Annotated in this window: 30 protein-coding genes; 23 read left to right on the top strand and 7 right to left on the bottom strand. The window is 35.1% G+C overall.

Annotated elements, in window-relative coordinates:
• The first annotated feature begins 5 nt into the window (after window positions 1-5).
• The 6 genes from R4Z10_RS15850 (at window position 6) to phoU (ending at window position 7297) form a co-directional block, all read left to right on the top strand.
• On the top strand, window positions 6-2177 hold the full coding sequence (locus R4Z10_RS15850; RefSeq protein ID WP_338470259.1) for a penicillin-binding protein 2: 2172 nt from the start codon (window positions 6-8) through the stop codon (window positions 2175-2177).
• 364 nt (window positions 2178-2541) lie between these two features.
• Window positions 2542-3537, top strand: a complete 996-nt coding sequence (locus R4Z10_RS15845) for a PstS family phosphate ABC transporter substrate-binding protein (RefSeq protein ID WP_338470258.1) — start codon at window positions 2542-2544, stop codon at window positions 3535-3537.
• A gap of 134 nt (window positions 3538-3671) precedes the next feature.
• Entirely contained in the window at window positions 3672-4646 is a 975-nt protein-coding gene (gene pstC, locus R4Z10_RS15840; protein ID WP_338473260.1) for a phosphate ABC transporter permease subunit PstC, read from the top strand.
• Between the two features lies 1 nt (window position 4647).
• A complete protein-coding gene (gene pstA, locus R4Z10_RS15835; protein WP_338470257.1) occupies window positions 4648-5532 on the top strand; it encodes a phosphate ABC transporter permease PstA in 885 nt (294 codons plus the stop codon).
• A 128-nt stretch (window positions 5533-5660) separates the two neighbouring features.
• The gene (gene pstB, locus R4Z10_RS15830; RefSeq protein WP_338470256.1) at window positions 5661-6485 is read left to right on the top strand and encodes a phosphate ABC transporter ATP-binding protein PstB; all 825 of its coding nucleotides are present in this window, start codon (window positions 5661-5663) and stop codon (window positions 6483-6485) included.
• A gap of 152 nt (window positions 6486-6637) precedes the next feature.
• A complete protein-coding gene (gene phoU, locus R4Z10_RS15825; RefSeq protein ID WP_338470255.1) occupies window positions 6638-7297 on the top strand; it encodes a phosphate signaling complex protein PhoU in 660 nt (219 codons plus the stop codon).
• A gap of 29 nt (window positions 7298-7326) precedes the next feature.
• Here the strand turns inward: phoU and R4Z10_RS15820 are convergent, their stop codons facing one another.
• Entirely contained in the window at window positions 7327-7596 is a 270-nt protein-coding gene (locus R4Z10_RS15820; protein WP_338470254.1) for a hypothetical protein, read from the bottom strand.
• A 502-nt stretch (window positions 7597-8098) separates the two neighbouring features.
• Between R4Z10_RS15820 and R4Z10_RS15815 the strand changes: the two genes are divergently transcribed.
• The 5 genes from R4Z10_RS15815 (at window position 8099) to R4Z10_RS15795 (ending at window position 11877) form a co-directional block, all read left to right on the top strand.
• Window positions 8099-8707 carry a hypothetical protein gene (locus tag R4Z10_RS15815; RefSeq protein ID WP_338470253.1) on the top strand — a complete coding sequence of 203 codons (609 nt, stop codon included), beginning with the start codon at window positions 8099-8101 and terminating at the stop codon, window positions 8705-8707.
• 240 nt (window positions 8708-8947) lie between these two features.
• Complete coding sequence (gene rpmG, locus R4Z10_RS15810; protein ID WP_338470252.1) at window positions 8948-9097, top strand: 50S ribosomal protein L33; 150 nt, start codon at window positions 8948-8950, stop codon at window positions 9095-9097.
• 69 nt (window positions 9098-9166) lie between these two features.
• Window positions 9167-9946 carry a DUF92 domain-containing protein gene (locus tag R4Z10_RS15805; protein ID WP_338470251.1) on the top strand — a complete coding sequence of 260 codons (780 nt, stop codon included), beginning with the start codon at window positions 9167-9169 and terminating at the stop codon, window positions 9944-9946.
• A 59-nt stretch (window positions 9947-10005) separates the two neighbouring features.
• Window positions 10006-10200 carry a hypothetical protein gene (locus R4Z10_RS15800; protein WP_338470250.1) on the top strand — a complete coding sequence of 65 codons (195 nt, stop codon included), beginning with the start codon at window positions 10006-10008 and terminating at the stop codon, window positions 10198-10200.
• A gap of 117 nt (window positions 10201-10317) precedes the next feature.
• On the top strand, window positions 10318-11877 hold the full coding sequence (locus tag R4Z10_RS15795) for a rhomboid family intramembrane serine protease (RefSeq protein ID WP_338470249.1): 1560 nt from the start codon (window positions 10318-10320) through the stop codon (window positions 11875-11877).
• Here the strand turns inward: R4Z10_RS15795 and R4Z10_RS15790 are convergent.
• Window positions 11837-12712, bottom strand: coding sequence for a hypothetical protein (locus R4Z10_RS15790; RefSeq protein WP_338470248.1), 876 nt, complete (start codon window positions 12710-12712; stop codon window positions 11837-11839). The genes R4Z10_RS15795 and R4Z10_RS15790 overlap by 41 nt on opposite strands.
• Before the next feature lie 173 nt (window positions 12713-12885).
• Here R4Z10_RS15790 and R4Z10_RS15785 point away from each other — a divergent pair, with 173 nt between their 5' ends.
• Window positions 12886-13089 carry a YqgQ family protein gene (locus R4Z10_RS15785; protein ID WP_338470247.1) on the top strand — a complete coding sequence of 68 codons (204 nt, stop codon included), beginning with the start codon at window positions 12886-12888 and terminating at the stop codon, window positions 13087-13089.
• 80 nt (window positions 13090-13169) lie between these two features.
• Complete coding sequence (locus R4Z10_RS15780; protein ID WP_338470246.1) at window positions 13170-14357, top strand: M14 family metallopeptidase; 1188 nt, start codon at window positions 13170-13172, stop codon at window positions 14355-14357.
• Window positions 14358-14404: 47 nt separating this feature from the next.
• On the opposite strand, the gene R4Z10_RS15775 is transcribed toward R4Z10_RS15780, so the two are convergent.
• Window positions 14405-14578: a DUF2759 domain-containing protein gene (locus R4Z10_RS15775; protein ID WP_338470245.1), complete on the bottom strand. Its 174-nt coding sequence runs from the start codon at window positions 14576-14578 to the stop codon at window positions 14405-14407.
• Window positions 14579-14795: 217 nt separating this feature from the next.
• Between R4Z10_RS15775 and R4Z10_RS15770 the strand changes: the two genes are divergently transcribed.
• Together R4Z10_RS15770 and R4Z10_RS15765 are read left to right on the top strand one after the other, a co-directional pair.
• A complete protein-coding gene (locus R4Z10_RS15770; protein WP_338470244.1) occupies window positions 14796-15428 on the top strand; it encodes an MBL fold metallo-hydrolase in 633 nt (210 codons plus the stop codon).
• Window positions 15429-15647: 219 nt separating this feature from the next.
• A complete protein-coding gene (locus tag R4Z10_RS15765; protein ID WP_338470243.1) occupies window positions 15648-16664 on the top strand; it encodes an SAM-dependent methyltransferase in 1017 nt (338 codons plus the stop codon).
• Window positions 16665-16718: 54 nt separating this feature from the next.
• Here R4Z10_RS15765 and R4Z10_RS15760 read toward each other — a convergent pair whose 3' ends face one another.
• Window positions 16719-16964: a DUF2626 domain-containing protein gene (locus R4Z10_RS15760; RefSeq protein ID WP_338470242.1), complete on the bottom strand. Its 246-nt coding sequence runs from the start codon at window positions 16962-16964 to the stop codon at window positions 16719-16721.
• A 180-nt stretch (window positions 16965-17144) separates the two neighbouring features.
• Window positions 17145-17852, bottom strand: coding sequence for a helix-turn-helix domain-containing protein (locus tag R4Z10_RS15755; protein WP_338470241.1), 708 nt, complete (start codon window positions 17850-17852; stop codon window positions 17145-17147).
• A gap of 269 nt (window positions 17853-18121) precedes the next feature.
• Between R4Z10_RS15755 and comGA the strand changes: the two genes are divergently transcribed.
• The 8 genes from comGA (at window position 18122) to R4Z10_RS15715 (ending at window position 22485) form a co-directional block, all read left to right on the top strand.
• Window positions 18122-19189 (top strand): competence type IV pilus ATPase ComGA, encoded by a 1068-nt coding sequence (comGA, locus tag R4Z10_RS15750; RefSeq protein ID WP_338470240.1) that lies wholly within the window; start codon window positions 18122-18124, stop codon window positions 19187-19189.
• Window positions 19179-20207, top strand: coding sequence for a competence type IV pilus assembly protein ComGB (comGB, locus tag R4Z10_RS15745; RefSeq protein WP_338470239.1), 1029 nt, complete (start codon window positions 19179-19181; stop codon window positions 20205-20207). Before comGA ends, comGB begins: the two co-directional genes overlap by 11 nt.
• 113 nt (window positions 20208-20320) lie before the next feature.
• Window positions 20321-20620 (top strand): competence type IV pilus major pilin ComGC, encoded by a 300-nt coding sequence (comGC, locus tag R4Z10_RS15740; protein ID WP_338470238.1) that lies wholly within the window; start codon window positions 20321-20323, stop codon window positions 20618-20620.
• Complete coding sequence (gene comGD, locus R4Z10_RS15735) at window positions 20617-21066, top strand: competence type IV pilus minor pilin ComGD (protein ID WP_338470237.1); 450 nt, start codon at window positions 20617-20619, stop codon at window positions 21064-21066. The genes comGC and comGD overlap by 4 nt, the downstream gene beginning before the upstream one ends.
• Complete coding sequence (locus R4Z10_RS15730) at window positions 21053-21385, top strand: hypothetical protein (RefSeq protein WP_338470236.1); 333 nt, start codon at window positions 21053-21055, stop codon at window positions 21383-21385. Before comGD ends, R4Z10_RS15730 begins: the two co-directional genes overlap by 14 nt.
• Complete coding sequence (gene comGF, locus R4Z10_RS15725) at window positions 21336-21803, top strand: competence type IV pilus minor pilin ComGF (RefSeq protein WP_338470235.1); 468 nt, start codon at window positions 21336-21338, stop codon at window positions 21801-21803. Before R4Z10_RS15730 ends, comGF begins: the two co-directional genes overlap by 50 nt.
• 75 nt (window positions 21804-21878) lie before the next feature.
• Entirely contained in the window at window positions 21879-22190 is a 312-nt protein-coding gene (gene comGG / locus R4Z10_RS15720; RefSeq protein WP_338470234.1) for a competence type IV pilus minor pilin ComGG, read from the top strand.
• Window positions 22191-22275: 85 nt separating this feature from the next.
• Window positions 22276-22485: a YqzE family protein gene (locus R4Z10_RS15715; protein WP_338470233.1), complete on the top strand. Its 210-nt coding sequence runs from the start codon at window positions 22276-22278 to the stop codon at window positions 22483-22485.
• Between the two features lie 222 nt (window positions 22486-22707).
• Here R4Z10_RS15715 and R4Z10_RS15710 read toward each other — a convergent pair whose 3' ends face one another.
• Both R4Z10_RS15710 and R4Z10_RS15705 read right to left on the bottom strand, forming a co-directional pair.
• Window positions 22708-23490 (bottom strand): YqhG family protein, encoded by a 783-nt coding sequence (locus tag R4Z10_RS15710; RefSeq protein ID WP_338470232.1) that lies wholly within the window; start codon window positions 23488-23490, stop codon window positions 22708-22710.
• On the bottom strand, window positions 23468-25153 hold the full coding sequence (locus R4Z10_RS15705; RefSeq protein ID WP_338470231.1) for an SNF2-related protein: 1686 nt from the start codon (window positions 25151-25153) through the stop codon (window positions 23468-23470). The genes R4Z10_RS15710 and R4Z10_RS15705 overlap by 23 nt, the downstream gene beginning before the upstream one ends.
• Window positions 25154-25234: the final 81 nt, after the last annotated feature.

Below are 25234 nucleotides of genomic sequence, written 5' to 3'. Positions count from 1 at the left end.
AAGGAATGGGTAGTAAAGGAAGTGAAGATTATTTGAACAAGAAGAAAAAGAAGAAGAAACATATCCCGTTTCGTTTAAATATGCTCTTTTTTGTCGTTTTTTTATTGTTTTCGGTTTTAATCCTTCGTCTCGGTGTCGTTCAAATTGTTTATGGAGAAGACTATAAACGTGAAATCGAACGAACTGAAGATGTTACAGTTAATAATCCTGTCCCTCGAGGGAAGATGTATGATACAAATGGCAATATTGTTGTTGACAACGTTCCTGAAAAAGCAATTACTTATACAAATAATGGTGCGAGTCAAAAGGAAATGCTAGAAGTTGCTGGGAGACTTGCTAAATTAATTCATAAAAAAACAGACAAAGTAACGCTTAGAGATAAGAAGGATTTTTGGATCCTGAAAAACAAGGAAAAGGCAGAGAAAAAGATATCAGAAAAAGAATTGAAAGAGTTAAAAGAGAAATATGAAGAGGAAGAGGAGTATAACTCCCAAGTCTACAAGCTTACTTTAGACCGAATTACAGAAGAAGATTTAAATAAATTATCAGATCACGACTTAGAGGTTTTAGCGATCTATCGAGAATTCACGAGCGGTTATAAGTTCACTCCACAAATTGTTAAAAATAAAGATGTCACTGCAGAGGAATTTGCGATTGTTAGTGAAAATCTGCAACTCCTTCCAGGGGTTGATACAACTACAGATTGGATTAGATCTTATGCATATGAAGATACGCTAAAATCGGTTTTGGGTGGTGTAACAAGTTCTGACAAAGGTCTCCCTGCCGAACAAATTGATTATTACTTATCACGTGGATATAGTCGAAATGACCGTGTGGGAACAAGTTATTTAGAAAAGCAATATGAAGATGTATTGCAAGGGCAAAAGGCCAAAAAGAAAAACATTACTGACCAATCTGGGAAAATTGTTAGTTCAGAAATTATTTCAGAAGGGCAAAGAGGAAGAGATCTCGTTTTATCGATTGATATGGATTTACAACGGGCAGTAGAAACCATTATTGAAGAAGAACTACGAGCTGCCAAAGCACAAGGAAATACGAAACTACTTGATCGAGCGTATGTGGTATTAATGGATCCAAATACAGGTCAGATAAAATCTTTAGCCGGTAAAAAAATTGTAAGGGACGATAAAACGGGTCAAACAAAAATGGTGGATGATGCACTCGGAACCTTTACAACTACTTATACCGTAGGGTCAGTTGTAAAAGGAGCAACGATCTTAACCGGATTTCAGACAGGTGCCATCTCTCCAGGAACGGTTATTTATGATACACCAATCCGAATTGGAGGTCAGCAATTCAGATCATGGAAAAACTTAGGATCTGTTAATGATGTAACAGCTTTAAAATTTTCTTCTAATATTTATATGGCCCATACAGCCATTAGAATTGCTGATGGTCGTTACGTTCCAGGTGCTTCCCTGAAGATAAACTTTGATGCCTTTGATACGATGAGACAACATTTCTCCCAATTTGGGTTAGGGGTACGTACAGGAATCGACTTACCGAACGAACAAAATGGGTATAAAGGGAATGCAACCCAGCCAGGAGAACTAATGTTCTATTCGGTGGGACAATACGATACGTATTCAACTATGCAGCTTGCTCAATATGTATCTACCATTGCAAATGGAGGCTACCGTATGGAGCCTCATATGGTTAAAGAAATTCGTGAGCCCCAACTTGATAACACGCTTGGCCCGATTGTACAAGAAATTCAACCTAAAGTTTTAAATCGATTAGATTTAGAACCAGGCTGGATTGAGCGTGTACAATTAGGATTTGAAAAAGTTACACAAGAAAGCGGAGGAACGGCTTATAGTACCTTCCGTAACAAAGATTATTCACCAGCTGGGAAGACCGGTACAGCTGAGGCTTTCTATGATGGACCCTTAAAGCAATACCGAATGAGTGAAGTTACGTCGATTAGCTTTGTTGGTTATGCCCCATCAGATAATCCTGAAATCGCGATTGCAGTAATGGTACCATGGGCATACCAAGGTGGAAGAAACCCTGGCTCTAATTTAACGATTGCTGAAAGGGTATTTGACACGTACTTTGAGTTAAAAAAGCAACGCGTTTCAAACACACCGGTAGAAGAACCGAACTCAACGACAGAGGCCGAAACAAATATTGAAGAATCTACACCAGAAGAATAAAATGATAGGTAAAGTCCTGCCACAGATAAATGTGGCAGGATTTTTTGTGCTTAAGCTGATTGCCTAATTCTGAGTACAATAAAAGAAAATAGGTGGGGAATCAACTGCCTGTAAAGCTCCGAAAGTGAACACAGACTAAATCCGTTTTAGGCTATGTCTGTGTGAACAGCATCCAATCACTTAAAGCTTTACGTCAGTGAGAAATCAGGACTTTATTTACCCTATTTATGATCAACTATCGACAAATTTACACAGTATTCACTTGGGTTTACAAACTATTTACAACGGATTAAAACGAGATTAATAGAATAGCTATATTCTTGTACTTGTGGGACAAATAAAAAACTAATGGGGGATTAAGCGAATGAAGAGTTTAAAAAAACTTAGCCTATTGTTACTCTTAGCAGCTGTCATGATGGTAATTGCTGCATGTGGTGGAGGTAATGAAAACACTTCAGGAGAAGGTGCTGAAGGAAATGATAATGCTTCAGGAGAAACGGCTGAATTAGAAGGAAGTGTTGAAATTGATGGTTCTGGTACAGTTTTCCCGTTCATGTCTTTAATGGCTGAAAATTATATGAATGAAAATGAAGATGTATCAGTTGAAGTTGGTCGTTCTGGAACATCTGCTGGATTTAAAAAGTTTTTAGATGAAGATGGTAAAGCATTAAACAACGCTTCCCGTCAAATCAAAGAAGAAGAATTAACACAAGCTGAAGAGTTAGGGATTGAAGTTCAAGAATTAAAAGTAGCTTTAGACGGTTTAACTTTTGTTGTACACCCTGAAAATGATTGGGCGGAAGAATTAACTGCAGAACAAATTAAAGAAATTTTCTTAGCGAGCGGCGAAAAGAAATTATGGTCTGATGTGGATCCAAGCTTTCCTGAAGAAGAAATTAAAGCAATGGGACCTAACGAAAACCACGGAACATATGAATTCTTTTTTGAAAATGTCCTTGAAGAACAAGATTTAAGAGATGATGTAAATCTTCAACAAGAATACTCTACTTTAGTTGATTTAGTTTCTAAAGATAAAAACGCTATTGCATTCTTTGGTTATGGATACTATGACAGTAATAAAGACAAGGTAAAAGCGGTTAAAGTTGATTTTGGTGATGGTACCTTTGTTGAACCAAGCACAGAAACAATTGGTGAAAGTGAAGAACATGCTTATTCAGAGTTTACTCGTCCAGTATATACTTATTTAAATACAAATATTGCTAAAGAACAACCACAAGTATTAGATTATGCAATCTATACAATGGAAAATGCACAAGAGGTTGCAGGGGAAACAGGATTTGCGCCACTACCAGATGAAGAAGTACAGGCTGCTGTTGATGCATTAAACGCTTTAAAATAATTATTAACAAATGTTGATAATTACGTAGAAGATGAGGGGGACTGCTTCTCATCTTCTTGCATGTTTTTTAAAAAAGCTTTTCTTGGATGAATAGATGAATTTATTTCACCTTAGATCACATACAAATGCTAAGGATGAAAGGGGATTTCAAATTGGAAAGTACAACAAGTAAAAGAATTGAAAATGGTACAAACGTTAGAGAGTTAATTAGGAAAAATAAACAAAGCTTTTCTACAACGGTGTTAATCGAAAAGATTATGCCTATATTACTTCTTATCATTGCCCTCATCTCAATATTAACAACTGTAGGGATTGTTGTTACGTTATTGGCAGAAACGATTGAGTTTTTTAAACGTGTTCCTTTTGTAGAGTTTTTTACAGGAACTGTGTTAAAACCGTTAGGGAATAATGCTCAGTTTGGACTATTACCACTTATGACCGGAACGTTATTAAGTACAATAATTGCAATGTTAGTAGCAATTCCAATTGGTTTAATGACTGCGATCTATTTAAGTGAGTATGCTTCTGATAAGGTAAGAAAGATTATAAAACCGATATTGGAATTACTGGCAGGTATCCCAACGATTGTATATGGTTTCTTTGCCCTTACATTTGTTACTCCTTTATTACGTTCAATTATGCCAGGTTTAGAACCAACGAATATTCTTAGTCCAGGGATCGTCATGGGAATTATGATCATACCTATGGTTGCTTCTCTTTCTGAAGATGCAATGAGTGCGGTACCGAACTCAATGAGAGAGGGAGCCTTAGGTTTAGGTTCAACAAAATTAGAAGTTACATTTAAAGTCGTTATTCCTGCTGCAATTTCAGGGATTATTGCTTCCTTTGTATTAGGTATTTCTCGTGCCATTGGGGAGACGATGATTGTTACAATAGCGAGCGGAAGTAATAAGAACTTCACATTTGATATTACTCAATCCATGCAGACGATGACCGCTTATATTGTTGAGGTAACAGGAGGAGACGCACCTGCTGGTTCTACTTTATACTTCAGCTTATATGCTGTTGCGATGACTTTATTTGTATTTACACTATTAATGAATTTAGTTGCACAATATATATCCCGTAAATTCAGGGAGGAATATTAAAATGAAATATGTTGATCCAGTTCAAGTTGAGAAAAAAATGGGATCTCGATTAGTAAAAAATAATCTAGCCAAGTCCATTTTCTTCTTGTCAACTTTAGTCGGTTTAGTTGTCTTAGTCATTTTATTTTATCGTGTCATATCTGGAAGCCTTGGATGGCTTGATTGGCAGTTTTTGACTAGTAAGTTATCAACGTTTCCGGAAAAAGCAGGAATACTTGGTGCAATATCGGGTACCTTTTGGTTAATGATTGTTGTTGCTCCTCTAACTCTAATATTAGGGGTAGGTACAGCCATTTATTTAGAAGAATATGCAAAAAAAGGGAAATTACAAGCATTTATCCAAATGAATATTTCGAATCTAGCTAGTGTTCCCTCTATTGTTTTCGGATTGTTAGGAATGACCATTTTCCTTCGAACAATGGATCTTGGTAACATCGTATTAACTGGTGGACTAACCATGTCTCTTTTGATTTTGCCAGTTGTCGTTGTTGCGGCACAAGAAGCCATTCGGGCGGTTCCTGGCTTTTTAAGAGAAGCCTCCTATGGAATGGGTGCAACAAAATGGCAGACGATTAGAAATGTCGTTTTACCGACAGCTCTTCCAGGAATTTTAACAGGGGTTATATTAGCTTTATCCCGTGCGATCGGTGAGACGGCTCCACTTACGGTATTGGGAATACCTGCATTATTAATGCCAATCCCAGAAGGCATTTTTGATAAATTTACGGTGTTGCCACTACAAATTTATTATTGGACGATCGACTCTGCGCTTGTTGCTGAATATGCTAGCTTAGCTTCTGCGACGATTGTTGTATTATTGTTGTTATTATTCATAATGAATTCTATTGCGATTTTGATTAGAAATAAATTCCAAAAGAGATTTTAACTTTTTAGTAAAAATTTCATATTGAGATATAGACCGGGTTGCTCAAGATGTTTGATAAAAAATGGATGAAGCGTGAAATCTTTCTAAGAACTCATAAACAATATGTTTAATATGGAGGGGTATTTATAATGGTAGCTTTGACAAAAGTGGACGGGAATCAGAATGGAATCAATACAAGGGGGAATACTTTGAATGAAAAAAACATTGTTTTTAATACAAAAGAACTGAATTTATGGTATGGTGAAGACCAAGCATTAAAAAACATCAATTTAGAATTCCAAGAGAACCAAGTAAATGCCATTATTGGTCCATCTGGATGTGGAAAGTCTACTTATATTAAAACATTAAATCGAATGATTGAATTAATCCCAACTGTACGTACATCTGGCCACATTCTCTATAAAGGTAAAAATATATTAGATAAATCATATAAAGTAGAGGAATTAAGGACAAATGTTGGAATGGTATTTCAAAAGCCGAATCCGTTTCCAAAATCCATTTATGAAAATGTGGTGTACGGCCCTAAAATACATGGAATTCGTAATAAAAAGATACTTGATGAAATTGTTGAAAAGAGTTTAAGAGGAGCTGCGCTTTGGGATGAGGTAAAGGATCGTTTGAAAGAAAATGCATATGGTTTATCTGGTGGCCAACAACAAAGACTATGTATTGCACGTTGCCTAGCGGTTGAACCAGATGTGATTTTAATGGATGAACCAACTTCAGCACTTGACCCTATTTCAACTTTAAAGGTTGAGGAATTAGTGCAAGAATTAAAGAAAGAATTTAGTATTATTATCGTAACCCACAATATGCAGCAAGCAGCACGTATTTCCGATAAAACAGCTTTCTTCTTAAATGGTGAAGTTGTTGAATTTGATGATACAAATAAAATCTTCTCTACACCGGCAGATAAACGTACAGAAGATTATATAACTGGACGATTTGGTTAATAGATAATAAATACAGACGCTAAATCCATAACGTCTGTATTTATTGTTAAAATTAGTATTCGATTATCAGCAAATAAATTATATAATTAAATGGTTTATTACATAAAATAATAGGAAGGAAAGTGAATGGTTTGATGAAGGAGGAACAAAGGGTGCCTGTACGTGGTAAATTTGAAGATGATTTAAATAACTTAGAAGGTAGGCTTGTTCATCTAGTTCAGATGACAGCTAAAGCATTAGAATCAGCAATGAAGGCGTTAGATACGCATGATGTTGAAATGGCGATAAAAATAATGGAAGATGACACAAAAATAAATATTCTCTATGAAGAAATCAATGACTTTGCGATTTTATTAATTGCTAAACAACAACCTGTTGCAATTGACCTTCGACGTATTATTGTTTCTATTAAAATTGCAACGGATGTTGAGAGGATTGCTGATTTTGCCGTAAACATTGCGAAATCTACGATTAGAATCGGACAAGAACCTCATATTAAAGAAATTAAAAGATTGAAAAAAATGTATGAGATCACTTCGAACATGCTTAAGGATGCTTTAATTGCTTATCAAGAAGAAGACCTTGGAATTGCTAAAAAAGTGGCTGATTTGGATAACGAAGTTGATGCTTTATATGGAGAAGTGATCAAGGATTTATTCCATTTAAATAATCAACATGCTGATAATTACGACCAAATTATACAAATGTTATTTATTAACCGATATTTGGAAAGAGCTGCTGATCATATTACGAATATTGCCGAACATGTTTTTTACTTGGTCAAAGGAAAGCAATATGATTTAAACGAGTAAAAGTTAGGGGCAGCATCACGCTGCTCCTATTAATCGTGCTTGCCTTTAAATGCAAATTCCATAAGAATGGATTCAACATCGGTTACGCTTAGTGAAGACTGTTTGGCAATTTGTTCAACAGGAATTCCCTGCTTGGATAACGACCAAACTTGGTTTTTGATAATGTCATGTACATCCTTATTTTCTTTACGAGAGAAGGATGTGACGGATGTAGGTTCATCCATTTCCGTTACTAACAACTCTTCTTCTAAAACTTTAAGTTTCTTTTTCATTTGATATATTTCTTGTAATTGTTGCATGGAAAACTGATCAAACTCTTCTCTTAACTCTTTATGGGGTCTTTAATGAAAAAGGAAAGAAGAAACAGGGCAATCGCAAACAAAAATAAAATTAATAAAAGAACCTCCATACTACCACCTCATTTAAACTACAACGATTTAAACTTCTAATAAAATATATCTTACCATTAACTTTAGTAAAACTGTATGGAATGTCAATCATGGATGTCTAATGTCGAATAAACAAGAGTTGATTGGGTTGAATTTTGTCGAAAATAATTCTTACTCGTAGGACAAAAAATTTAAATAGCTGTTTGATTCTTTTAGTTATATAGGTTTAGCAGAATACGACAAAATCTGTTCGTTGTAGGGTAGAACAATACATGCTACCATTATATTACAGATTAAAATATATATTTAGGTTGTTTTGTTTTCGTAGACTGAGATTTTTAAAGATTCCCAATAAGAACACGGCTGAAACATAAATTAAATAAGGAAAATAAATTACAAATAGGTGTATAAGATGACAAAGATAATTGAGAATATTGTTCCATTTCAGCAAAAGAGGAAGTTCATTCATCATTTAAATTTTACTCCAGGTATTTGGATTAATGGGAAAACGCATTGGTTAAAGAAGACAAATGAAATGTTTCTTATATCAGATGGCATTTCTGTTAAAATGAATCAGAGGTCAACTATTTCAAAGGTTAACTATTTTGATATGATTGTTACGAATCATGGAAAAAAAGAGAGACATGTCAAATTATTAATGATGTATCACCATCCTAATCAAAAGAAAGAACACATCTCGTTTATCTCTCCTGTTGATAAGGTCATTTATCATGTGTCTGGAGGTCTGATCTATCTCGTTAATGGCATGCATAACGGAAACGGTTTTAATCATTATACGATCCAATCAAGGTCAAATATTTCAAGTAATTCCTTTTGGGATTGTCAGGAAAAAGGCATACTTAACTATCGACCGATGTACAAAGGTTCAGCGGCAAGTATTAAGGTTTTTGATCTGAAAATAGGGGCTAGAGATATACAGAAGTGTAGCACTTGGTCCATCTCGGGAAATAATAAAATAGAAATAACCGAATTAAATAATCGCTTATTAAAAACATACTAGCATTTCGAAAAAAAAAGTGATATTATAGAAAAGTCGTATGAACGAACTTTAACTTAATTCAACAGTTGTCTCACTTCCGTTTGTGGTGAGAATAATATATATCCTTACTAACATAGTAGGTTTATTAAACATGGCTGAAATTAAGTTAAATCAGCCTCTGGCGGATGCCTCGGATGATAAAAATTCCGGGCACAAATTCGACGGAGCGAATTTGATTAAACAGTTTGGAGGGAAATAAACATGCGTGTTAATATTACGTTAGCTTGCACAGAGTGTGGAGACCGTAACTATATTTCTAAAAAGAATAAGCGAAATAATCCAGATCGTCTTGAGCTTAAAAAATATTGCCCAAGAGAAAACCGCACAACTGCACACCGTGAAACAAAATAAGCAGCAGGGATATTCCTGCTGTTTTTTTTATATTTTTATACATCTGAGGGTGAGGGAGGCATTAACTTCATGACTCAATTGTTTGTATATGCTTTTTTATTGATTGCGGTTATGGCGGCAAATCGCTCAAGGTTATTAACGACTTCCGGCATGATTGCCGCCTTTTTTACAGGTTTATTTGTAAATTTAGGTTTTGGCTTAAAAGGTTTGTTTCTGCTTGTGTTGTTTTTTATTAGTTCAAGTCTATGGTCTAAAATTAAAAATACAAACAAACAACAGGCAGAGGAAATGCTTGTGAAAGGCTCTACGCGGGATTGGCAGCAAGTCTTGGCAAATGGTGGAGTTGCAGCATTTACGAGTGCGTTATATTATATAACGGCTGATCCTATTTGGATCATTGGTTTTTGTATTTTAATTGCCTGCAGCAATTCAGATACATGGGCATCTGAAATAGGGTCTATGAGCAAACGAAGACCCTACAACATAAGAACGTTCAAAAAGGCTGAAAGAGGGACATCAGGTGCTGTAAGCCCGCTAGGTACATTCGCATCAATTGTAGGATCTTTTATTATTGCCTTGACAGGCTATATTTTATTTGAACTAAACCTTTCTGAAATGATATTCATCACCATTTTTGGCTTTTTAGGGAATGTAATTGATACCTTATTAGGTGCTTATGTACAAGCTGGTTATTTATGTGCAAACTGTGGATTAAAAACAGAGAAGACTTTTCATTGTGGACATCAAACTAGGCTTATTAAAGGATATTCATTTATTAATAATGATTTCGTCAATTTTTTTGCGGGCTTTCTTTCGCTCTTGATTGGTTTATGGATTATAAAAATGTAGATAGCTTTTTAGGATAATTTTCTGGAATTTCATCAAACTATTAATAGGAGGGATGATTAATGTCAAGAATACTATCAATCCTATTAATGGGTTTTGGAGGTTATTTTTTATTTAAAAGGCGTTTTCGGGTTCTAAATGTAATTCTTGGAAATCCAATGGCGAGAAGATTTGCAGTAAGAGCATTTATGAGTATTCCGGGAGTTAAAAATAAGGTCATCGGATCTGTCTTTCCACAAGGTCCAAAACCCATTTAACATGATAAAGGCCCATCACTGGGTCTTTTTTGTATGTTAAGGGCAATTTCTTTACGAATGAGGTAAAATTGCCTATAGTAAAACTAAAAATGAAAAGCTATATAGAAAGTGGGAAAGATGTTGAGTTTTCGAGAAGAGTATCTTTATTGGAGGCTGGCCCATTTACTGATTCGTGAACACGGATATCGGTTTTTACAACTATCAAAAAGCCAAAAGGAAATATGGCTTGAAAATACCGAGAAGAATGATTCATCATTCGTTCGCATTCATTTACATGATCTAGATTGGAGTAATTGGATGCAACGTGATATTCAATTAACATTGATAAATGGTGAAAGTGTTCGAAAACAATTAAGAAGACGCCATGCACATGTACTAAATATATACGTTACACCGTATCCACCTGTAGATGACTATGAATTCCGTCTGGAGAAACCTCTGGTTCACCCAAAAGGTGGAAAGACAAAGGTCACAACTATTATTTGTGACAGACAAAGCGGTGCCCAACAACTAGAAGAGCTTTTTTCCTCCTCTTTTGACTTTAATTTACAAGAGGACTATGAACAAGGTGAAATTGAAATAGAAAAAAAAGCCTTTTTATTAGCTGTGGAGGAAAAAATAAAATCAGAAAAGGCTTTATTAAATAATGGAAAGCCTATATTTACTTATCTTTTCATAGGGATTCAGGTTCTCATTTTTTTATTAATGGAATTTGCTGGAGGCAGCACGAATACATCTGTGTTAATCCAGTTCGGGGCAAAGGTAAATTGGCTTATTCTTCATGATGGAGAATGGTGGAGGCTCTTCACCCCGATTGTCATTCATATCGGTTTATTGCATTTATTAATGAATACGATGGCTCTATATTATCTTGGAATTATGGTTGAAAAAATTTATGGTAATCTTCGCTTCCTATTTATTTATTTGTTTGCAGGATTTACTGGAGCGTTAGCTAGTCTTTTGTTTAGTTCTAGTATTTCAGCAGGTGCCAGTGGAGCTATTTTTGGCTGTTTCGGGGCCTTATTATATTTTGGTCTCATTTATCCAAAACTTTTTAAAAGAACGATGGGGTTTAATATTATCATTCTAATTGCAGTAAACTTAATATTTGGCTTTTCAATACCAGGAATTGATAATGCTGGCCATATTGGTGGTTTGATCGGTGGTTTTCTTGCATCGGCCATTGTTCATTTCCCTAACACTAAAAAATTTTTATATCAAATTTCAGCAGTGGTCTTAAGTGGTTTCCTAGTAACGGGCGCTATTCAATTTAGCTTTGCTACTCCTGGGAAATTTGTTGATGAGCACTCAGCCCTTGTTTTGGCACAATCCTATATTGAAAAGGAACAGTTTGATGCAGCCTATACAATCTTGAATGAATTTAATATCGAAAATAAGGAAACTGTAAATACTTTATTCTTGCTTTCTTTTTCTGAAATAAAAATGGGAAAAATACAGGAAGCAAAAACTCATTTATATAAAGTAATCCAATTAAAACCTGATTTTCATGAAGCTTTCTATAATTTATCCATTGTTTATTACAATGAAGAAAATATCTCTAAAGCAATAGAATATGCAAGCCAAGCTTTATCTTTACAGCCATCTAATCAGGACTATAAGAGTTGGTTAAATGAAATTACGTCTTCTGATAGGGAATCGTCTGCTTTAGGAGCATAATTTCCCCATCTTCTAGTTCGCTAATTACTAGTAGGTGGGTTTGATCACGAGCCAATAAAATTAATGGGATGGTACTGCCAACTGGATCAGTTACATTGCCATCTTGTTTTTTGACTCCTAGGAAATAGTTTTTGTATAACCCTTCCCAAAGGCGGCCAAGCATTTCCCTTGTTTCCTTTTCATTAAAGCCAGGAAGTGGAAGTTCTTCGTATTGATAAATACTTGTTAATGGAATAATTGTATATTGGTTTTGGTTGAATTCATGATATTTCTCCGCGATTTCAAGACTATGACTTAATTTCTTTTGAATATAGTCATCAATTAGTTTTTTCCATTCCTCATCTTGTTGATGAACAGGCAAGCGGAAAGAATGAAGGGGATGAAATTTAGAATCTAAGACATAGAGTTCGTCATGAGAATGTTTTTGAGAACTTGTTATTCTGTCCTTTTCATGGATTTCTGCATGATGAAAACTAATGGCTTTAAAGTTGGTGCTATCGTTTAGGATTAAAGAGCTTTGAAGGTTGATTTTATCCTCGTCTTGATACCAATCTTTCCCCATAATGCTAATTAATTTTCCATTTCCAAATAAAAGACTGATGTCTTGACGTAAGTAGGCTTTTCGATCAAGGGTTGAGCTTGTCCTCCATAGCAATTCATATCCTTTTTGAGTATCATTCATAAAAGTTAAGGTTGTTTCTGCAGACTGATATAAAACTTCTTGATTACTTGGAAAATACGTAAAACTTTCTTTGACTTGCCATGATGTGTTAAACATTGTAAAGATCATGAACGAAAGTACAAACATAGTTATCATCCCAGCATATTTTTTCAATGGTCATTCTCCTTTAAAATAACGATGGGTTGTCCCAGATAAATATATTCAGCAATAACAAAAATATACATAGGTCAGGGAGTGTCCCTCTCTTTGAAAGATTCTTGAGAGCAATCTTTGTTTGGATTATACTTAAATTAAAATTAGTGATAAGTGAAAACGAGGAAACGAAAATGAAAACAATTTATGACATCCAGCAATACTTAAAAAAGTTTGGCATTATTATTTATATTGGAGATCGTATATCCGATCTTGAGTTAATGGAATCAGAAGTACATGAATTATATCGAGCACAATTAATGGATATACGGGAGTATCAGTCGGCAATTTTGTTGTTGAGGCATGAGATCCAACAAGTAAAGGAAAAAAGGAAATAAGCTATCAGGCTAGAATTTGGAGAAGTCATGATTCCTTCTATTTCATCATAAGTATGTTGTGATGGGAAGGAGGAGGAAATATGCAGGTAAAAATTCGTCAAGGGGATACACTTTGGTATTATAGTCGATTGTTTATGATTCCTATCAACTTATTGATTGATTCCAATCCCGGAATCAATGTTGAGAGGTTACAAGTGGGGCAGGAAATCCAAATTCCAGGATTTTACGTTCAATCCTATAATATAAAAAAAGGTGATATCTTTTGGAAACTGGCTCGGTCTAGAAACCTTTCTGTTGACGCTTTATTGCTATTAAATCAGTCCGTAAATCCAAATCGATTAATGGTAGGTCAAACCATCGGGATCCCGATACGAGTGATCCAATCAATCATTAATCGAAATATAAATTATGATTATGCTCAACTTGTCAGAGATATTCAAACCTTAAAAAGGCAATTTCCGTTTATTAGAATTCGGAGCATTGGAAAAAGTGTGTTAGACAAGGATTTATTTGAAATAAGACTTGGTAAGGGAACGAAGAAAGTTCATATCAATGCTTCCTTCCATGCGAATGAATGGATTACAACTCCCATTTTAATGGCTCACTTAAATACGTTTTTATTATCATTAACGAACAACCAACCAATTAGAGGACTGGTTACAATGCCTTTATACCAATCGGTTGACTTATCGATTGTGCCAATGGTGAATCCAGATGGGGCTGATTTAGTTCTAAACGGTCCCCCAGAATCTATCCGTGAAGAAGTACTTGAAATCAATAATGGAAGTACTGATTTTAGCGGATGGAAGGCAAATATACGTGGAGTTGACTTGAATAATCAATTTCCTGCAAATTGGGAAATCGAGAAGGAGAGAAAAGAACCTAAATCACCTGCACCAAGGGATTATCCAGGAGATGCCCCATTAACCGAACCCGAGACAGTGGCAATGGCAGATCTTGCACAGAAGCATGATTTTGATCGTTTGCTGGCATACCATACTCAAGGCGAAGAGTTTTATTGGGGATATGAAGGCTTAGAACCACCAGAATCAAGAGAAATAGCAGCTGAGTTTCAAAGAGTCAGCGGTTATCGAGCGATTCAATATGTAGATAGTCATGCAGGCTACAAAGATTGGTTTATTCAAGAATTTAGAAAGCCAGGCTTCACACTCGAGTTAGGTTCTGGTGTTAACCCTCTTCCGATCTCTCAATTTGATAAAATATATGAAGAGGTACTGGGAATTTTCTTAGCTAGTTTATATATGTAGATTGATATAAATGAATTACAATTAAAAAGCACCCCTAGAGGTGCTTTTTAATGTGTAGCTGGAAAACCATTATTTAAGAAGGTCATGATAGAGAACCAACCAAAGACGGCTAAAGTACCAAAAGCAAAAAGGATACCTAAAATATTTTTACTTTTTAAAGAACGTAAGAGACCAATAGCCGCTAGAATTGCTACTAGTAGGAAGATAATGACAGTACCCATTAAAGTGCCCCCTTTTTGTTCGTTCGATCCAACTTACTTCAAAGTTGAATTTTACTGTAAAGACTAACCTCCTCTATTTTATAATTTTTCTGAAAGTTTGTCGAGGCTAAATAGTTGGACTTTTCTAAATAGTACATATAAACTCGTTTGCTTCGTTTTTATCTAAAATTAGTGTAAAATAATTTTGAATAGTGTTGAAAGAGGAGGAACCAGTACAATGGAATGGAAACAAGTTCCACTAGGACAAATGCAAACCAATTGTTATGTCCTAAAGAAAGAGGATTTTTCATGCTTAATCATTGACCCAGGTAGTGAAGGTGAGAAGCTAATTCAATACCTTCGTGAAGAAGATTTAAAACCAATTGCAATTGTATTAACTCATGCTCATTATGATCATATTGGAGCCGTTGATACGATTCGAAGTGCTTATGATATTCCTGTGTATGTCCACCATTTGGAGAAAGATTGGCTTTCATCACCAGCACTTAACCTATCAGAAAAGATGCCTGCAGGGAAAGTACAGGTAAATGAAGCGGATGAAATCATTATGGGTGAACAAGAATTAACGATTGAATCTTTTTCATTTAAAATTTATGAAACACCTGGTCATTCTCCAGGCAGCATTTCATTATATTTTGAGGATGCTGGAATCGTATGCTCAGGAGATGCTTTATTTAGTGGAAGTATTGGTCGTTCAGATTTGCCTGGAGGAAACCAAGAACTACTGCTAAAAAGCATTCATGATAAACTACTAACATTACCAGAGAACACAGCTGTACTTTGCGGACATGGACCAGTAACGACCATTGGGAACGAGATGAATACTAATCCATTTTTAAATGGCTTTTAAGGAATATATATTTGCAATGACTCCTTAAAATTAGAAAAACCCTTTCAATGAAGAAAGGGTTTTTCTGGGGATATTCGAATTCTAGTAATGGGAGGGTTATTTTTTAACTACTACATAAACGATATAATAAAAATAACACTATGTCAATGGTGTTAAACTAATATGGTGATAAATTTGCAGAAAATTCTAACGGATATAATTAATAGTAAACCTTCTAAAATGATTACTTATTACGAATACATCGATTTTGTCTTGTACGATCCACAATATGGATACTATATGAGGGATAAAGAAAAAATTGGAACTAAGGGAGACTTCATTACCTCAAGTAATTACTCAGATATACTAGGAAAGATGATCGCAAAATGGTTTATAAATCAAACAAAAGAATATTCGTTGCCTCCCGTATTTTGTGAGTTAGGGGCAGGCAATGGCCGTTTTGCAAAGGCGTTTATGGAAGAATGGTATAGGTGTTGTCAACAAAGAGAGTTGACTTATATTATCATTGAAAAAAGTCCCTATCATATTCGATTGCAAAAGGAGCAATTCGATAAAGATTGGAATGTAAAGTATGTTGATCATGTTAAGGATCTAGAGATGTTTAAAGGAATGTTGTTTAGTAATGAGTTATTTGACGCTTTTCCGGTCCATGTGATTGAAAAAAATCAAGGTGTGTTAAACGAAATTATGGTTGCCATTGAAGATAAGCATTTAGTAGAAAAGGTTGTTCCACTATCAAATAATGCCATTGCTAATTTTATCAAGGAATACAAAATTAATTTAGTTGAAGGGCAGCGAATTGAGATATCGCTTGACATGGAAACAATGATTTCTAACATTAGTTCTGTTCTGAACGATGGGTTTCTCGTAACCATTGACTATGGATATAGCAATGAAGAATGGCAAGAGTCTATAAGAAGAGAAGGAAGCTTAAGAGGCTATTACCAGCATAAACTTGTGAAGAATGTACTCAAACATCCTGGAGAAATGGACATTACAAGTCATATTCATTGGGATGTACTAGAAGGAATTGGTGAAAGGTATAACCTTAAGAAAATAAATAGGTGGAAGCAATACGAATTTTTAATAGACATTGGCATCCTAGAAGAGTTAGAAAATCATAGTGACCACAACCCATTTTCAGAAACGAACAAGCGCAATCGAGCAATTCGTAGTTTAGTTATGCCACAGGGAATCAGTGATAGCTTCCATGTTTTGGTACAGAAAAAAACTTGAAGAATATAAAAAAGTGATGTTTAGTTGACATCACTTTTTTATACTAGTCACTCTTTAATGTCCACCGGCTCCAGGGACCATCATGAAGGTGGTCCAGTATGTAAAGCCGATAAAGAAAATGGTTAAATAAGCACCAAAAATATAGATGTACATACGCTCAGTAAGTTTTAAATAGCTAAGAAGGATAAAGAAACCTGTTTGACCTAAGAAGATTAAAGATGTTGTATACATATCCCCTACATAGAACATAACAGCAAAAATTCCTGTCCAAAAACCCAGTACTCGAAACATTCGATCCAAGCGTATACCCCCTTTGATTCAGAGATTTGACTTTAATAAGTTCACCACTATTATAATGAAGTATTCTGAAAAAGTAAACAAATCTTTATTTTTAAAATATATCAAAAAACAGAAGCCAAATGACTTCTGTTTTTTGATGGCATGTATATAATTTTTTATAAATTATTAATGGTGTAGAAGTTAATTAGCAAAAACAGCTTTGTACGTACATGCTTCACAACCTTTATCTTTAAGCATGTTATCTCCCTCTATTAGGTCAATATCACTAAATAATGCTTGGAACATTCCTTTAAGGAATTCAACATGCATTTCACAAACATTTTCAATATGTTGTTGAGCTACTTCTTTGAATGGACAATTGAAAACTTGGAAATGTACCTTTGTTTTGTCTTCGCTGACTTGAAAATCAGGAGAAAGTCCTGCGATTGTAGAAGCTGTTTTAATAATATTGATCTTTTCGTCAAAGGTTAACTTGTCCACTGACTGCATGTTTTTAGAAAGTTCCTGTTCAATCAACTCTAGACCAAACTTTCGACCTGTTTCATAAAGTGCCTTTTGCCCAACTTCCCCTAAAGAAGCCATTGTCTCAATCGCAATTTTAGAGAGTAATTGGTAATCGCGGTATGGAAAGTGGAGTTGAATGACATCTTTTGAAAGACGATAAAGTCTGCTTGGTCTCCCGCCTTTTCCTGTTTTTCTCGTTTCAGATACGAGCATATTTACATCTTCTAGCTTTGTTAAATGAAGACGTGCAACATTTGGGTGAATATCGAACTTTTCAGCAATTTCTTGTACTGTTACTTCTTGGTGTCGTGTCGAAATATAGTTATAAATATAATAACGGGTTGGATCGGATAGTACATTGGTTATTTTGAGTGTTTGTTCCATGAAGCTCACCTCGAGACTCTATACTTTATTCTATTATAATATTGAGTTTAAAAGGTTTACACTATATTCACCATAAGTTTAGAAAACGTTCACAATTAACGTCTTATTTTTAGAAAAATTTAATTATTGTGTCAATAATTAGCCGGCTATTATGAATAATTTGTGAACAATGATTAGAATACATGTGCTTATTTTTTTATAGAGAAGGTATTTTAAAAAAAGGGGAGAATCTTTCTTAGTATACTATTTAAAAGGCGGTGTATGTAATTTTGAGTTCAATTGAAAGCCTCGCTGATAAAATCATCACAGATGCAGTCAGAAGTTGCGCCACTGATGTCCACATTATCCCACGTCGAAATGATACTCTCGTACAACTTAGAATCTCTAACAAATTAGTTCCAAAGCTGCATTTGCCAAAAGAAGAATGTGATCGTCTCGTTTCTCATTTTAAATTTACCGCTTCCATGGATATTGGTGAACGCCGGCGACCCCAAAGTGGCTCCTGCTCTTACGTAATTGATGGAAAAATGGTAGGTCTTCGCTTATCCACGCTTCCAGCCGCACAAAGTGAAAGCCTAGTGATCCGACTTCTCCCCCTTCATGAACACATTCCCATTTACCAAATCTCACTTTTCCCGTCTATGACTAGAAAATTATTAGCTTTATTAAAGCATTCACATGGTTTAATTGTACTAACTGGTCCAACAGGTAGTGGAAAAACATCCACTTTGTATTCACTTCTTAATGAAACATCCCATTTATACAATCGAAATGTTATTACTTTAGAAGACCCGATTGAAAAAGAGAATGAACTGGTACTTCAAGTGCAAGTAAATGAAAAGGCCGGAATAACGTACACGACTGGCTTAAAAGCTATTTTAAGACATGATCCTGATATTATTATGGTTGGAGAGATACGTGATGCGGAAACAGCTAAAATTGCGATACGTGCTGCACTAACAGGGCATTTGGTGTTGACGACAATGCACACAAGAGATGCTAAGGGGGCCATTTATCGACTTGTGGAATTTGGGGTAAATTGGCAGGAGATACAGCAGACATTAGTAGCCATTACGGCTCAAAGACTTGTTGAGCTAACCTGTCCCTACTGTTCTGGAGAATGTTCACCCTATTGTTTAAGTTACGGTAAAGCCAAAAGGTCCAGTGTCTTTGAATTGCTTTCTGGCAAGTCACTTTCATCGGCACTTGGTGAAGTAAAGGGAGAAAAGTTAATCAGTCCTCATCAAACATTAAGGGATGTCATTAGAAAGGGAATTGCTTTAGGTTATATTAAAGAAGATGAGTATGACAGATGGGTGTTTACAGATGAAAAATAAGTGGTCTTTACTAGAACAGGCGAGTTTTCTAAAGATGACAGGTGAGCTTTTAGTCAGAGGATATCCCTTATCAGATGCTCTTGAATCATTAATTATTCATTTACCAAAGCAAAGAAGAGGTCAAATCAAGGAAGGTCTTATTTTATTAAAAGAAGGTTATCCATTTTACTCCATTTTGCAAAAGTTACACTTTGATAAACATCTAACAGGTTATGTGTTTTTTGCCGAGAAGCATGGTGGTTTGGCTACAGCGTTTATCGAAGGCAGTAAAATGATTGAAAGTAAAGTGAAAGATTTAACAAAGTTGAAAAAGCTATTTTCATATCCACTCTTTCTAATAGGGACTACAATCATTTTGTTTACTTTTGTTCAGAAGTATTTATTGCCACGTTTTTCATTGTTATTTTCTACGATGAATTTAGAGGTTAATGTCTTTACAAGGATGATCAATAATCTCGACCATGCAGTTCCCCTATTATTTTTTCTACTCAGTTTCATTGTAGGTTTATCTATTTACTATTATTTTTCTCATTTTCGGAAAATCTCTCCTCTGCAACAAAAAATCCTTTTGATGAAAGTTCCATTTCTTTCAAATTATTTAAGATTATTTTATACCCATTATTTCTCGACCCAATTAAGCCATCTATTATCTGGTGGGTTAAGTGTTAATGAAGCCCTAACCTTGTTTGAACAACACGAAGACCAGCCTTTCTATCAACAACTAGGAAAAGATATGAAGGAGAATTTACGAAAAGGCGAGAAACTCGAACGGATTTTATTGCATTACTCTTTTTTTGAAAAAGAGTTAGCTACAATTGTGAAACATGGTCAAGAAAATGGAAAACTATCACAAGAGCTTATGTTTTTTGCTACCCAGTGCTTTTCACGATTAGAAGAAAAGACGGAAAAACTTATGAAGCAACTACAGCCTATTTTATATAGTTTAATCGGCCTCTTAATTGTATCTATGTACTTATCTGTATTGATCCCAATGTTTCAATTATTAGATGGAATTTAACTTCAATTCAGCGAATGCTCTTTGTACTGAAAGTTTTTGATAGGACAGAAACCCTTCACCACTACCTGGCTGAATGAGGTTAGGCCTTCAGTTAAATAAAGGAGACTATGAAAATGAAAATGTTAAAAGATCAAAAAGGTTTCACATTGATAGAAATGATGGTAGTTCTTTTAGTTATTTCAATATTGCTCTTAATTACAGTTCCAAATGTGACTAAAAATAATTCAAGTATTAACGAAAAGGGGTGTGAAGCATACCAAAAAATGGTTCAAGGACAGGTCCAAGCCTATATAATGGATCATAACAAAATCCCTACAGTAGCCCAGCTTAGTGATGGTTATATTACTAGCACTGAATGTCCTACTGGTAAAGCAATTGTAATCTTAGCAGATGGAACTGTTGAGTTAAAATGAGAAATAATCAGGCTGGTTTTACCTTGATCGAAAGCTTGATTGTATTATGTATTTTTGTGTTGCTGGTTTCGCTCTCTTTCTTCTTAATCAAACCTCATTATCAATTTGTCGAAAAAGAACGGTTTATATCGACATTTACATCTGACATTCTTTATGCCCAACAATATGCCATTTCTAATCAATCACTATTATTTTTTCATATACAATCGAATGAAAATTATTTTGTAAAAGAAAAAAATACAAATAAATTTATTATCGACCGGCCAATTCCGGATAGCATCAAAATAGAAAAGGGATCTTTAGGAAAAAGAAACAGCGTCACATTTGAGATTTTGCCCGATGGAGGGGTATCAGGATTTGGAACTTTTTTCTTTGTCGTTGGAAAAGTAAAATACAAGGTGGTTTTTCAAATTGGAGCGGGTAGGTTTTATGTTGTCAAGGAATGAAGGTTATTATTTGTCTGAACTGTTAATTAGCCTTTCGGGATGGATATTAGTAGCGAGTATTTTAGTTCCGATGATGATCAGTCTAACTAAACAAACTGTTGAAATTCAAGAGAAATCTGAGGCTAATCACTTTTTATACGAGTATGTGCAAAAAGTAGTTATTGAAAAACCTGAAAGAACGAACTTTAGTGTAACAAAAAATAGTAAAGAATACGATATCACTTGGGACGATGAAAAGGATGAGTTAAAAAGCGAGGTATCCATACGCTATGAAAACGTATTTGGCGAAACTGTACAATTTACAGAAACTATTCAATAATCAAGGGTTTACATTCGTTGAAATGTTAATGGCCTTCTCGATTTTTTTAATCATTGCTAGTTTTATTCCTTTAGGTATAAATATGATTTATAAAAATGAAATAATTGACAAAAGTTTACAAAAGATGGAATGGCAGGTGTTTATTTCACAAACTAAAAAGGAAATTAGAATGAGTGAACACGTTTATGTCAATAACAATCAATTGATTTTACTGAAAGGTGGACAAGAGATTAGCTATGAGAGGTATGGCACGAATATTCGAAGAAGAGTAGGTTCCATGGGCCATGAGATTATGCTCCAAAATATCAACAGTGTTAAGTTTGAGGAGACGGTTAGGGGAGTGCAAATTTCAGTTCGTGATAACTATCAACAAAATAACTCGACCATCATCCGTACCTTAATTAGTGAGGGTGTATAAATGCTCCGCAATCAGAATGGCTTTACATACCCCATAACACTTTGTCTAATTATTCTTTTGTCTACCGTTTTGGTGATGAGAGTCGAACATTTTCTTGCAGAAAAAAGGATGTTTCAGGAAACAGAAATGATTTTAAAACAAGATTATTATTTGTTAAGTGCAATGGAGCAATTAAATTCTTATTTATCTGTCGATGATAAAGTTGAGAACAATGGTACTTTTGAGTTTAAAAATGGTGTAGTCGAATATCAAATGATTGAACAGACAGAAGAATTATTAGACATAAATATTACTATAAAGTTGGAAGGGAATGATGCCGTTTTTAAAGGGGTTGCTATTTATAATCGAAATCTAAATAAGATTATTAACTGGTTTGAAGTCAATTAATGGTCATAAGTTATGTATTAGAGAGGGAATAATTAGGACATACTTTTAATGGTTATTTATAAAGATTGGTCGGGGGTATGTCCAAATGAAAACAAATGATTATGTTAAATATCTTACTCAAACGGTTGTTCAGTATATCGATCAACCAAAAGATGAGCGTAAAAAGCTGCGTCAGGAAAAAAGGGATCGCAAAGCTGATTTTCTGTACAGATGGTTTGGGATTGTTCCTTATGCTTTAATGTTGAAATTTAAGGAGAAGAGAGAAGAGAAACAGGAGAGGGCTGCCAAAACATGAGCAGCCCTTTTCGTTTAATTTATCAGGCTTAACGGGTAGTAAGCCCCTCGACTCATATTCTGAGTACAATAATAGAGGGCTAGTTAGGGGATTAACTGCCGTAAAGCTCGGGAAGTTGAACACAGACTAAGTACACCTAAGGCAACATCTGTGTGACCAGCATGCTGTTGACCTCAATTAAGCAACAGTAGGGGATAAAGGAAAACCCCCCTGATGTAAGTTTCACTTTATCAAATAAAATAAACCTCCATTAATAATTGAAATGATAATTTTCGGTTCATATTGATCTCTTAATGCTTGCTTCTCAATTTCGTAACTTTCCCCTATTTCTTCAGAATCTTTATAAAAATGTTCCAGCAAATTTAAATCTTTTTGCCAGCGCTTTTTCGCTTCTTCTGCCCAAGAATGGTCCTCTTGATGTATTTTTGTTGTTAAATAATTCTCAATTCGCCTTAAACCACTTTTTGGCATGATTAAAGGTGATAAGGTAAAGGAATAATCTGGAATTTTTGGGGTTAGTTCGAGTTGTAATAAGTTATCATGAAAATTCTCAACAAATTGTCCGTTAATTAAATTCAGCCCAATGGAATGGAAAACATCTTTCTTTCGGTCGCATTGATAGGAAACTTTTAAGTTCAAACCAATCCAAGGTTTTAATGGAGTCTGCTTTTGAACAGAAGCTGATTTTTCATACAAGCGGATATAGCCTGCCAGCTTTTTGGTTGACTCAAAAATTTGGTGAAGCCTTGGTGATCCAAAATGGATATTCTCCCCTTTAATCCCCTCAGGAGCTTCATTTGGATCAGTAATAAGGGAGAGTTTCATGGGATTTGGGACTCCCCCTGTTTTTTCTAGATAATGCCAATAAAAGGGACGATTCATTAATTCTTTATCTAGATCAATGGTTAATTGAATGTCCATATAGCCAGGTTTGTTTGTAAGAATCTCACAATCATTTGCTAAAAAATAACGCTCTAATAAGTTATGAATTTCCTGCTGCTGCATGTTGACTTTCCCCTTTCACCTCTTGAGCGAATTGGATCATCGATGTAAGGTTATCCATTTTTATTTTCATTTCACCTTCTGAGGAAGAATGGTTAAATATATCGATTAAGTGGTCTTCGAAATTTCCAAACTCTAATTTTGTTAAAATGTCATCAAGCTCGCCAACTACTTTTTCAAATAAGTGAATTTTTTCATATAATAATTTCATTACATGATCTTCAACCGTTCCTTTAACGGCAAAATTATAAATCTTTACGTCCTTTTCTTGGCCAAGCCTGTGAATCCGTCCGATTCTTTGCTCGAGCCTCATTGGGTTCCATGGTAAATCGTAATTAATGATATGGTTACAAAACTGCAAGTTTATTCCTTCCCCGCCAGCCTCTGTGGCGATCAAGACTTGTGCGTTGTTTTTGAAGAGCTCTCTCATCCAATCTTTTTTGCCACGCTTAAAGCCACCGCGGAACGGTACAGATGTAATGCCATTTTGTTTTAAGAACCATTGTAAATAAAATTGGGTAGCCCGGTATTCGGTGAAAATAATTACCTTGTCATCAATTTCCTTAATTAACTCTAAAGCTTTCTCAGCTTTAGAATTCTTATCCACTGCTTCCACAAGAGACATTAAATGCTCGATTTGCTCTTGAAAGCCATTTGTCGGATTTTCAGCCTTTTGAAGCATGTTTTTGAGCGTATAATATACAGATTCTCGGCTGCTACAAGCCTCTCTTTGTAGGGTCATAACCGAAAATTGACTTTTACTCATTAACTCATTTTGCCCGAAAGTTGAGACCGCTTCATATAAGTTTCTTTCAGTCTCAGAAAATTCAATGCTAACCGTCTCAACAATCCGTTTTGTCCATTCGATCCCAGTATCCGCACGACGGTTACGGATCATAACTTTATTTACCAGTTCTTTTAGATGCTCATGATCATCAAGGGAGCGAGAATCCTTTTTATATTTATTATAAAAGTCCGATTCACTTCCAAGATGCCCTGGCTTTAATAGAGAAACTAAGTTAAAAATCTCACTGATTCGATTTTGAATGGGAGTAGCGGTTAATAAAAGACAAAATTTCTTTTTTAAGTTTTGGACAAACTCATAGTTTTTCGTTTTATTATTTTTGAGCTTGTGAGCCTCATCGATAATAATGAGGTCATAGTTCTGTTCGTAAATTATTTCTTTATGTGGAGATCGTTTCGCTGTGTCAATGGAAGATATTACAATGTCACATTGATCCCATACATAGCTTTTTCGTTGTGTAACCGCAGGAATAAAAAACTTCGAATTAAGTTCAGATGCCCATTGGGTAACGAGTGAAGCGGGAACAAGAATTAGGACTTTTTTGACGAGGCCGCGAATCATGTACTCTTTTAGAATTAAACCAGCTTCAATTGTTTTCCCAAGTCCCACTTCATCCGCCAAGATCGCTTTTCCGTTCATATTTTCAACAACTTGCTTAGCGACTTCGAGTTGGTGAGGCAGTGGAGTTAAGTGGGATAAATGTTTAGGTGCCAGCAAGCCTTCGAACTCAGGAATGACGGTATGTTTCTCCACTTCAACAGCTAAATTAAATAATTCCCAATTGCCCCATGGTCCATCCTGATCAATCCGGGTCAGTAATTCCTCTTGCCACGAGTGATCAAATTGTATTTGTACCGTCATTACTTCCACCTCTCAAAAGTTAATTATACTGTTAAACTGGGTTAATATTAGCTAGGAATAATGCCGAAATTTTAATTATGG

Origin of the sequence: Niallia sp. XMNu-256 (genome assembly GCF_036670015.1) — a bacterium.
GTDB lineage: Bacteria > Bacillota > Bacilli > Bacillales > Cytobacillaceae > Bacillus_BD.
This window is presented reverse-complemented; position numbering and strand designations above follow the sequence as displayed.

What these genes read in the sequence shown, in the direction of transcription:
- comGF (WP_338470235.1), top strand. Translation starts at nt 21,336, where the DNA reads ATGAAAACGTATTTGGCGAAACTGTACAATTTACAGAAACTATTCAAT.
- R4Z10_RS15755 (WP_338470241.1), bottom strand. Translation starts at nt 17,852, where the DNA reads ATGGAACAAACACTCAAAATAACCAATGTACTATCCGATCCAACCCGT.
- R4Z10_RS15705 (WP_338470231.1), bottom strand. Translation starts at nt 25,153, where the DNA reads ATGACGGTACAAATACAATTTGATCACTCGTGGCAAGAGGAATTACTG.
- comGG (WP_338470234.1), top strand. Translation starts at nt 21,879, where the DNA reads ATGAGAGTCGAACATTTTCTTGCAGAAAAAAGGATGTTTCAGGAAACA.
- comGD (WP_338470237.1), top strand. Translation starts at nt 20,617, where the DNA reads ATGAGAAATAATCAGGCTGGTTTTACCTTGATCGAAAGCTTGATTGTA.
- R4Z10_RS15795 (WP_338470249.1), top strand. Translation starts at nt 10,318, where the DNA reads ATGTTGAGTTTTCGAGAAGAGTATCTTTATTGGAGGCTGGCCCATTTA.
- pstC (WP_338473260.1), top strand. Translation starts at nt 3,672, where the DNA reads ATGAAAGGGGATTTCAAATTGGAAAGTACAACAAGTAAAAGAATTGAA.
- R4Z10_RS15775 (WP_338470245.1), bottom strand. Translation starts at nt 14,578, where the DNA reads ATGGGTACTGTCATTATCTTCCTACTAGTAGCAATTCTAGCGGCTATT.
- R4Z10_RS15805 (WP_338470251.1), top strand. Translation starts at nt 9,167, where the DNA reads ATGACTCAATTGTTTGTATATGCTTTTTTATTGATTGCGGTTATGGCG.
- R4Z10_RS15820 (WP_338470254.1), bottom strand. Translation starts at nt 7,596, where the DNA reads ATGCAACAATTACAAGAAATATATCAAATGAAAAAGAAACTTAAAGTT.
- R4Z10_RS15715 (WP_338470233.1), top strand. Translation starts at nt 22,276, where the DNA reads ATGAAAACAAATGATTATGTTAAATATCTTACTCAAACGGTTGTTCAG.
- R4Z10_RS15850 (WP_338470259.1), top strand. Translation starts at nt 6, where the DNA reads ATGGGTAGTAAAGGAAGTGAAGATTATTTGAACAAGAAGAAAAAGAAG.
- comGB (WP_338470239.1), top strand. Translation starts at nt 19,179, where the DNA reads ATGAAAAATAAGTGGTCTTTACTAGAACAGGCGAGTTTTCTAAAGATG.
- comGC (WP_338470238.1), top strand. Translation starts at nt 20,321, where the DNA reads ATGAAAATGTTAAAAGATCAAAAAGGTTTCACATTGATAGAAATGATG.
- R4Z10_RS15765 (WP_338470243.1), top strand. Translation starts at nt 15,648, where the DNA reads ATGATTACTTATTACGAATACATCGATTTTGTCTTGTACGATCCACAA.
- R4Z10_RS15710 (WP_338470232.1), bottom strand. Translation starts at nt 23,490, where the DNA reads ATGCAGCAGCAGGAAATTCATAACTTATTAGAGCGTTATTTTTTAGCA.
- R4Z10_RS15770 (WP_338470244.1), top strand. Translation starts at nt 14,796, where the DNA reads ATGGAATGGAAACAAGTTCCACTAGGACAAATGCAAACCAATTGTTAT.
- R4Z10_RS15785 (WP_338470247.1), top strand. Translation starts at nt 12,886, where the DNA reads ATGAAAACAATTTATGACATCCAGCAATACTTAAAAAAGTTTGGCATT.
- rpmG (WP_338470252.1), top strand. Translation starts at nt 8,948, where the DNA reads ATGCGTGTTAATATTACGTTAGCTTGCACAGAGTGTGGAGACCGTAAC.
- R4Z10_RS15815 (WP_338470253.1), top strand. Translation starts at nt 8,099, where the DNA reads ATGACAAAGATAATTGAGAATATTGTTCCATTTCAGCAAAAGAGGAAG.
- R4Z10_RS15800 (WP_338470250.1), top strand. Translation starts at nt 10,006, where the DNA reads ATGTCAAGAATACTATCAATCCTATTAATGGGTTTTGGAGGTTATTTT.
- pstB (WP_338470256.1), top strand. Translation starts at nt 5,661, where the DNA reads ATGGTAGCTTTGACAAAAGTGGACGGGAATCAGAATGGAATCAATACA.
- R4Z10_RS15845 (WP_338470258.1), top strand. Translation starts at nt 2,542, where the DNA reads ATGAAGAGTTTAAAAAAACTTAGCCTATTGTTACTCTTAGCAGCTGTC.
- pstA (WP_338470257.1), top strand. Translation starts at nt 4,648, where the DNA reads ATGAAATATGTTGATCCAGTTCAAGTTGAGAAAAAAATGGGATCTCGA.
- R4Z10_RS15780 (WP_338470246.1), top strand. Translation starts at nt 13,170, where the DNA reads ATGCAGGTAAAAATTCGTCAAGGGGATACACTTTGGTATTATAGTCGA.